The 6,678-nt window shown below is 73.0% G+C and carries 7 protein-coding genes; all 7 read right to left on the bottom strand.

Annotated features, from left to right (window positions below; all coding sequences use genetic code 11):
• On the bottom strand, positions 1-580 hold a 580-nt coding region (locus LE181_RS22410), incomplete at its 3' end, for a hypothetical protein (protein WP_225663312.1).
• Positions 577-1,506, bottom strand: coding sequence for a hydroxymethylglutaryl-CoA lyase-like TIM-barrel protein (locus LE181_RS22405; RefSeq protein WP_225663311.1), 930 nt, complete (start codon positions 1,504-1,506; stop codon positions 577-579). The genes LE181_RS22410 and LE181_RS22405, both read right to left, overlap by 4 nt.
• Positions 1,507-1,549: 43 nt before the next feature.
• On the bottom strand, positions 1,550-2,977 hold the full coding sequence (locus LE181_RS22400) for an FAD-binding protein (RefSeq protein ID WP_225663310.1): 1,428 nt from the start codon (positions 2,975-2,977) through the stop codon (positions 1,550-1,552).
• 66 nt (positions 2,978-3,043) lie between these two features.
• Positions 3,044-3,634, bottom strand: coding sequence for a YciI family protein (locus LE181_RS22395; protein ID WP_225663309.1), 591 nt, complete (start codon positions 3,632-3,634; stop codon positions 3,044-3,046).
• 46 nt (positions 3,635-3,680) lie between these two features.
• Entirely contained in the window at positions 3,681-4,676 is a 996-nt protein-coding gene (locus tag LE181_RS22390; RefSeq protein WP_225663308.1) for an NAD(P)H-dependent flavin oxidoreductase, read from the bottom strand.
• A gap of 246 nt (positions 4,677-4,922) precedes the next feature.
• Complete coding sequence (locus LE181_RS22385; RefSeq protein WP_225663307.1) at positions 4,923-5,885, bottom strand: LysR family transcriptional regulator; 963 nt, start codon at positions 5,883-5,885, stop codon at positions 4,923-4,925.
• Between the two features lie 37 nt (positions 5,886-5,922).
• Positions 5,923-6,576, bottom strand: a complete 654-nt coding sequence (locus tag LE181_RS22380; protein ID WP_225663306.1) for a TetR family transcriptional regulator — start codon at positions 6,574-6,576, stop codon at positions 5,923-5,925.
• Positions 6,577-6,678 lie beyond the last annotated feature (102 nt).

Below are 6,678 nucleotides of genomic sequence, written 5' to 3'. Positions count from 1 at the left end.
CGCCGGGGCCGGCGGTGCGGCCGGGCGCGTCGGCCTCGTGGACCACGTCGGCCCCGGCCGTCCGGCCCGGCGCGGCGCCGGGCCCCCCGGGCCGTACGTCCTCGCCCGGCGTTCCCGGCCGTACGCAGTGGTCCAGCAACGCCAGGGACCCGGCCAGATCACCCGCGCGGGCGGCGTCCGCGATCTGCGTCAGTCGTTGCTCCAGGACGGCGTCCGCCACCGTCGGTGCCGACACCAGCAGGACGCCCGTGGCCGGGGGCACCGACGGCAGCAGGGCCTGGGCCAGGGCTCCGCCGAGGGCGTTGCCGCACAGCAGGTCGAACGGGCCTACGCGGGGGAGGAGTTCGCGCCAGCGGTCGGTGAAGGCGGCCAGCGAGGTGATGTCCTCGTCCCACGCGGCGAGCGTGTCGACGACGGTGACGTGGACGCCCGCGTCGGTGAGGGTGCGGACGACGGGTGCGAAGAAGGCGCCCTCGTCCCACTCGGGCAGCACGGGGGCGAGGACGAGGGCCCTCGCCCTGGCGGCGGCGGTCCTCGGGGCGAAGACCGCCGCCGGCACAGGAGATGCGGCCCAGGTCACCGGGCCACCGACAGGGTCCGTGCGGCCTCGACGCCGGCGCGGTGCCCGCAGTTGACGGTCGTGCGGTGTTCGACGGACAGGTCGTACTGGCCGAGCAGCAGGTCCGGCAGCGGCAGCGAGGGCGTGCCCTCGGGGATGTTCGCGAGCAGCAGGTCGGCGAGCTCCAGCAGCGGCGCCAGGTGGAGGCGGCCGCCGTCCTGGGCCGTGCGCTCCAGGTGGGCCATCCACTGCTCGGCGATGAGGTTGCCGGGGCCCTTGCCCATGCCCTGGACGGAGGAGTCCATCCAGGTCGCGCCGTGGTCCATGGCGGCGATGGCGTTGGCGAGGGCCAGGCCGAGGTTGTTGTGCGCGTGCAGGCCCACCGCGCCGTCGACGACGGACCGGGTGAGGGTGGTGAGGGAGGCGGCGTCCACCGGCGACAGGGCGCCGTTGGAGTCGGCCAGGTAGACGACGTCGGCGCCGGCGTCCGAGCTCGCGGCCGCCAGCTCCACGACCGTGCGGGCCGGCAGCTGGCTGACGCGGGCGAAGTTGACGCCCACGGTGAAGCCGAGCTCCTTGGCCTGGCGGATGCGGTCCAGGCCGGCCTCGTAGCCCCGCGGGGGCAGGACGATGCGGATCAGGCGGGCGCCGGCCCGGTACATGTCCGGGAGGTCGTCGTCGTTGATGTTCTTCGGGTGGAGGATCAGGGCGACCTTGTCGGCGCCGATCTCCTCCGCCACCGCCGCGATGTAGTCGTCCTCGCCGCGCCCGGTCAGACCGAGATCCGGGATCGGGGCGAAGGAGCCCTTGCGGTAGCCGATCTCGACCCAGTCGAATCCCGACTCCACGCTCAGCTTCGCGTGCTTGAGGGCGTAATCCAGCGGGAAGTTGAAGCCGTTCCGGTAACCGCCGTCGCGCAAGGTGACGTCTATGTTGATGATGGACATGGTGTGTTTCCCCCTAGTGGAATGACGTGACGGGCGGACCGCTTCACGCGGTCTGCCGCGCCGCCGCGTGGGTGGCGGCGATCCGGCCGAAGACCAGCGAGCGCAGCACGGAGGTCGCCGGCGGGTAGGAGTGGTAGTAGAGGCCGGTGGCCTCGCCCGCGGCGTACAGGCCGGGGATGGGCGCGCCGGACGGGGTGACGACCCGGCCGTCGAGGTCGGTGCGGATGCCGCCGTAGGTGAAGCAGACGGCGGAGGTGACGGGCACGCCGATGAACGGCGCGGTGTCCAGCGGCGTGGCCCAGTTGGACTTGGGCGGGGTGACGCCGACGGTGCTCTTGCCGTCGAGGCGGGTGTGGTCGAACTCGCCCGGGCCACAGGCGGCGTTGAACTCCGCGACGGACTTCTCCAGGCCCTCCGGGTCGACGCCCAGCTTCGCGGCGAGTTCGGCGAGGGTGTCGGCCTGCTCCGGCGGGACGTCGCTGAGCAGGGAGTTCATGATGCCGGGGATGGCCAGCGTCTTGGCGTCGGCGATCCAGTACGCCTCCTGGTCCTGGTTCTTCCAGATCTCGTAGCCGACGTGCTCGAAGGTGTTGTCCCAGGTGTCGCGGCCCTCGTCGAAGAAACGTTCCAGCTTGCCGTTGAGGAAGATGCCGCAGGCGGTGCCGTAGAGGACGGCGTCGGCGGCCTTGGTGCGGCGGTCCACCGGCTCGGCGTGGATCATGTCGAACTGGCCGGCGGTGTCGGCGCCCAGCTCCATCGCCATGCGCAGCGCGTCGCCGCGGTTGTTGGCGATGCCCGGCGCGATCAGCGGCAGGTCGCAGGCGCGCTCGCCGACGTAGCGGGTGAGGGCCTCGACGTTGCCCTGGAAGCCGCCGCAGGCCAGGACCACGGAGCGGCCGCGCAGGCGGCGGGTGCGGCCGTCGCGGCCGCGGACGACGACGCCGTCGACGGCGCCCTCGTCGTCCGTGGTCAGGCGCAGCGCCTCGGTCTCGTAGCGGATGTCGACGCGCGGGTCCCTCTCCAGGGCGGCGCCGAGGTGCGAGACGATCGAGGCGCCGCCGCCGAGCGGGCTGGCGGGCGGGGTCATCGACGGGACGCCGCCGTCGAAGGTGTGCGGCAGCGGGAATGCGTCGTACGAGATCTCGACGCCGTGCCGCTCGACGAAGGCGAGGGTCTGCGGGGTCTCCCGGGCGAGCCTGGCGACGTAGGCGGTGTCGGCCAGGCCCTTGGACTCGCGGGTGAGGTGGTCGGCGTAGTCGGTGTCGAGCTGCCGGTCCTCGTCGACGCGCAGGAAGGCTCCCGTCCAGCGGGTGGCGCCGCCGCGGTCCTCCTTCGCGGACCTCTCCAGCACCGCGATGCGCACGGGCGTCCCGCGGTCCGCGGTGGCCTCGGCGTAGGTGACGGCGGCGGACAGGCCGGCGGCCCCGAAGCCGATGACGACGAGGTCGTATTCCTCCGGCTGTGACGACATGGGAGTTCTCCTGTGGGAAGAGTGTGCGGAAGTCGAGGGGGGTGGGGGTGGGGGTGCCGGGTGGCGTCAGCGGGCGGGGGTGATGACCCGGCTGGTGCGGTAGAGGCGGTACTTGGCGCCCGTCGTGGTCTTGGCGAACGCCTGGTAGCGGGCGGTGAACTCCGGGTCCTCGAAGATCGCGTCGAATTCCTCCCGGCTCGACCACGCCGCGAAGTTGACGATGGCGTCGCCCTCGACGCTGGTCAGCAGGCGCGAGCCGCGGAAGCCGGCGGCCGTGGCGGAGACGTGCTCGACGGCCTCGGCGAGCGCGTCCACGGACTCGGCGGGGGAGTCGGTGGTGGCGACGTTGATGAGGAAGACGGAGTCGCCGGGCTCGGGGGCGGTGACGACGCCGGGGGACGCGAACCGGGCGTCGAAGGCGGCGGTCTCGTACGAGGCGATGCCCAGCTCGTGCCAGGGGTCGCTCTCGATGAGCGCGGTGACCTGGTCCTCGTCGAGGTCGGCGGTGACGATCACCGCGCCGCCCCCGGCCTTCGGGCCGCTGAGCAGGATGCGGCCCTGGTCGGCGTGGGTGCGCAGCCACTTCTTGTGCCCGGCCATGTGGGCGTCCACGACGTCGCGGGACTGGAGGTAGGTCAGGGTCAGGACGTGAATCATCGTTTCCTCTTCGGGATCGGTGCTCGGTGGGGGGGTGCCGGTGCCGTCAGGCGCCGGCGGGGGCCGTGATGCCGCGGGCGAGGCGGCCGAGGGCGTCTTCGGCCTCGGTCGCCAGGGAGCGGACGACGTCGCCGGCGGGCCGGATGTCGTGGACGAGGTCGAGCACTTCGCCCGCGAACATGGCGCGCTGCGAGGTGTCGTCGCGGGCCACGGCGTCGAGCCAGGCCGGCTCCACCTCGGCGCGCCGCTCGGCCAGTTCCTCGTCGCGCCCCTCCCAGGTGCGGGTGAAGTCGTTGGCGACGGTCCGGGCCGTGTAGACCTCGTCCCAGGGGATGCCGCGGACGACGTCGAAGGCGCGGCTGTCGACGGTGTCGGCCGTACGGGCGCTCACCATCGTGGCCTTGAAGCCGGGCGTGGCCAGGGACTCCTCGGTGGCGGCGAAGCGGGTGCCCACCATGGCGCCGTCGGCGCCCAGGGCGAGGGCTGCCGCGAGGCCCCGGCCGTCGGCGATGCCGCCGGTGGCGACGACGGGCACGGCGCCCCGGACGACGTCGAGGACGGCGGGGATCAGCGGCAGCGTGGCCAGCCGGCGCTTGTGGTGACCGCCCGCCTCGGCGCCCTGGGCGACGATGACGGAGGCGCCGGCCGCCAGCGCCACGGCCGCCTGCTCGGGGTCGTGGACCTGCACCACCACGTGCGAGCCCGCCTCGCGGGCCCGGCCCACGTAGCGGTGGACCTGCTCCGGGTCGCCGAAGGAGAGGGCGACCACCGGGGGTGCGTAGCCCATGACCTGCTCCCATAGGCCGGGGCGCTCGTCGAACGTGAACATCACGCAGCCGACGCCCCAGACGCCGCCGGCCCGGGCCGCCTGCGCCACGTGCTCGTCGATGAAGGCCGCGTCGCCGTAGCTGACGCCGACCAGGCCCAGTCCGCCGGCCGCGGTGACGGCGGAGGCCAGCCGGCCGCCGGCCACCGACCCCATCGGTGCGCTGATCACCGGGTGGTCGATGCCGAGCAATTCGGTCAGCTTTGTCTTGATCACGCATTCCCCCTGGGAGATGAGCACGGGCAGACTGGAAGTCCGCGACGCTGCGGAGCAATTCCGGGAATTCGGCGGCTGCTGTCGTTCAAGCGCCGTGAACAACACGCTAGTTGGCTTGTTCGGGCTGCGTCCAAGACGAAAAAGATGTAGTTGCCATGCTGTTTTTCCTATGGCTGCAGGGCGGCCATAAGCGAAAAAGGATGGCGGCAATAGCCGCCATCCTTCGGTCCGTTATCGCTTCGCGCGTCAGCGGCCGAGTGGCCAGTAGCGCGCGGCCGCCACCCGGCGCAGGGTGCGCGCGTGCGGGCCGCCGTCGAGCGCGGCCAGCGCGAGCCGTTCGCGGGGCGCGCCGTGCGGGGGCAGTGGGCGCCAGGTGAGCTGCGGGTAGCCGTGCACGGAGGGCTGGGGGCGCAGGGCCACCAGGTCGGGGGTGGACTGCAGGGCGTGCACGAACAGGGCCTGCTGGTCGTGGTCCATCGGGTGCACCTCGGGCTGCCAGCCGAGCGCCGCGAGCTGCGACAGCACGGCCTCGGCATAGCCCGGCGCGCACCCGGTGTCGAACCACAGCAGTCGCTGGGCGGCGAGGTCGGCCCAGGTCAGCGCGGGCCGGGCGGTCAGCGGGTGTTCGCTGTGCAGGACGATGCCGAGGGGCTCGTCCCAGACGGTGGCCAGGACGAGCCCCTCGGCGTCGATGGGGATCCGTACGACACCGAAGGCCAGTTCCCCGTGCTGCAGCAACTCCAGCTGGCTCGCCGAGTGCACGCTGCGCATCGTCAGCCGCGGCGCCGGGCCGCCCTCCGCGCCGTCGGGCCGGGCGCTGCGGCCGGTGAGCCCGCACTGGATCTCGGCGAGCACCTCGGCGGGCACGCCGTGGCAGATGCCGACCGGGAGGTCGGCGGGGGCGGGCGCCGCCGCCGCGATGGCCGACCTGAGCCGGCCGGGGATGTCCCGGACGCCGTGGAGGAACGCGCGCCCGCCGGGGGTGAGTTCGACGCCGCGCGAGCTGCGGTGGAACAGCGGGGCGCCGACGCGCCGCTCCAGCCGGCGGATCTGCTGGCTCAGGCTGGGCTGGGAGATGTGCAGTTCCTGTGCCGCCGCGGAGACCGTGCCGGCGCGCACGACCGCGAGGAAGTAGCGAAGGTGGCGCATGTCGACGTCGTCGACGTCGTCCGTGCCGGGCGCGGGCTGGAACTCGTCTACCACGGTCATCTGTGTCCTCCGTTGTCGTGGTGCCGGGCGGTGGCGGTCAAGATTCCTTCGGGAAGGTATGTTTTTTGCCGGGGTTACCGGCCCGGTTTCCGGCGTGGTCTTCGGTGCGCTCCTTGGTGGACAGCGCCTCGATCAGGACCCGCCACGCCTCCTCCCAGCCCGGCAGTGGTTCGTCCGCCGCGCCGCGCCGCGAGGCGTGCAGGGTGCCGTAGACGAAGACCAGCAGCAACTGGGCCAGCACTTCCGGCGGATGGGGGCGCACCGCGCCCTCGTGCTGGGCCCGGCGGACGAGGGTGATCAGGCACTGCCGGGCGTCCTCGAAGACGTCCGGGGCGTCCGCGCCGAGCGGGCGCCGGTCCGCGGTCAGCCGCAGCGCCGCCCGGAAGCGGACGTCCGTGCACAGCCGGTCGGCGAGTCCCAGGGCGAGCGCTTCGAGCGCGGCCGCGGCCGTGAGGTCCGGCGTCTCGCAGTGCCGGCGCAGTGCCCGCCACGCCTCCAGCGCCTGCTGTACGAGCGCGCCGGCGATGTGTTCCTTCGAGGGGAAGTGCCCGTAGAGCGCCCCCTTCGTCATGTCGGTGCGCGCGACGACCGCGTGCATCGTGGTGTCCGCGTAGCCCCGCAGGGCGAACTCCTCGGCCGCCGCGTCCAGGATGAGCTCGCGCGTACGCCGGGCCCTCTCTTGCTGTGCCACCTCTTCCCCTTCCGTCCCGTCGGAGGTTGATCACTGCACACAACATACCTTCTGAAAGGTATGTTTTTCTGTGACGGCAGGGGCCGGGCCGTGGGGCCCGGC

Origin of the sequence: Streptomyces sichuanensis (assembly GCF_020328095.1) — a bacterium.
GTDB lineage: Bacteria > Actinomycetota > Actinomycetes > Streptomycetales > Streptomycetaceae > Streptomyces > Streptomyces cinnamoneus.
The sequence above is the reverse complement of the archived record's forward strand: the minus strand, read 5'-3'. Positions and strand labels throughout refer to the sequence as shown.

What these genes read in the sequence shown, in the direction of transcription:
- LE181_RS22400 (WP_225663310.1), bottom strand. Translation starts at nt 2,977, where the DNA reads ATGTCGTCACAGCCGGAGGAATACGACCTCGTCGTCATCGGCTTCGGG.
- LE181_RS22385 (WP_225663307.1), bottom strand. Translation starts at nt 5,885, where the DNA reads ATGACCGTGGTAGACGAGTTCCAGCCCGCGCCCGGCACGGACGACGTC.
- LE181_RS22395 (WP_225663309.1), bottom strand. Translation starts at nt 3,634, where the DNA reads ATGATTCACGTCCTGACCCTGACCTACCTCCAGTCCCGCGACGTCGTG.
- LE181_RS22405 (WP_225663311.1), bottom strand. Translation starts at nt 1,506, where the DNA reads ATGTCCATCATCAACATAGACGTCACCTTGCGCGACGGCGGTTACCGG.